A 1,212-nucleotide genomic window follows, 5' to 3' on the forward strand; every position below is an offset into this window, starting at 1 on the left:
TGATGCAGCTTGCCAATATAGGCCAGCGTTGCTTGGCTTGATCAACAATGTTTTGAAGCTGTTTCTCCGTCATTCCAGGATAGTGTTCGAGTTCAATTGCCTGGACGTCACTTTGATCACCAAATTCTCGAACGAGGCCAGTGAACATGCAAATAGCCCCCGTTTTAGCTGGCGCGGCTTCTCGCAGATACTGATGTATATCAGATGTATTAAAGTCTTCTTTTTGAATTTTTATCATCTTACCCACCTGTCACCGGAGGGAAAAACGCAAGCTCATCAGAATTTGAGACGATGGTTTCATTGTTGGCTATTTCTTGATTTACTGCGGTTAACAGATTTGGAGAAGACAGTGCAGATTGCCAAGGCTCGCCTTTTGCCATGAGATCGTTCTTGATCTGAGCGACAGAGCATGGGTTATCTAGGTCCATTGAAACTTCGGAGCAGCCTAACTGTTCTTTCAAGCTCGCAAAAAAAAGGATATTCATCCTATCTCCAGTAATGTATCGGGAAATTGAAGAAGATTGGCGAAGGGGATAAATTCAACGAGATCGCCCGTGGTAGGTTGCGTGTTCTCTGGGATCACGGCTAAGCCCTCAGCCCAGCACGAGGAACTCATCATGCCTGAGCTTTGGTTAGGGTGGGCAATCAATTGTCCTCGTTCATTTAAGCGCACTCGCTGAAACTCCCGTCTAATGCTTGCCGACTTGACTGAAAACCCTACAGGCAGGCGGAGTGAACGGTAGGTCTGAGCTCTACAACCTTGGCGCTTTAGAAGCATGGGGCGGGCTAACATAAGAAAGGTGACAAGCACTGCGGACGGATTTCCTGGCAGTCCGAGAACGGGTTTGCCTTGCACATCGCCGAGCATAAAGGGTTTTCCGGGTTTGATCGCGATGCGCCAAAAGTCGATCTCGCCCACTTCTTCAATCGCGGCTTTTATATAGTCTTCCTCGCCAACCGAAGCGCCACCGCTAGAAACAATGATGTCGGCTTGTGCTGCACGCAATAAGGCTTGTTTGGTCGCTTCCAAGGTGTCGGCGACAATACCGACTTCGAGAGATTCAAAACCAAAGTTGCGAACAAGTGTGCTCAGCAGCGCTTGGTTAGAATTATAGATCTGGCCTGGCTTTAAAGTCTCTCCGGGCGCGGCAAGCTCATCCCCAGTAGAAAGTATGGCCACTTTTAATGGCTTGAATACATGGATACTGGCAA

General features: G+C 48.3%; 3 protein-coding genes. All 3 read right to left on the reverse strand.

What is annotated here, in order from left to right:
- Positions 1–238: molybdenum cofactor biosynthesis protein MoaE (locus A3751_RS14720; RefSeq protein ID WP_197466375.1), on the reverse strand; the 238-nt coding region annotated here is incomplete at its 3' end.
- Between the two features lies 1 nt (position 239).
- The gene (moaD, locus tag A3751_RS14725) at positions 240–485 is read right to left on the reverse strand and encodes a molybdopterin converting factor subunit 1 (RefSeq protein ID WP_068457459.1); all 246 of its coding nucleotides are present in this window, start codon (positions 483–485) and stop codon (positions 240–242) included.
- A partial coding sequence (locus A3751_RS14730) for a molybdopterin molybdotransferase MoeA (RefSeq protein WP_231876902.1) occupies positions 482–1,212 on the reverse strand: 731 nt, incomplete at its 5' end. The genes moaD and A3751_RS14730, both read right to left, overlap by 4 nt.

The organism is Oleiphilus sp. HI0080 (genome assembly GCF_001635135.1).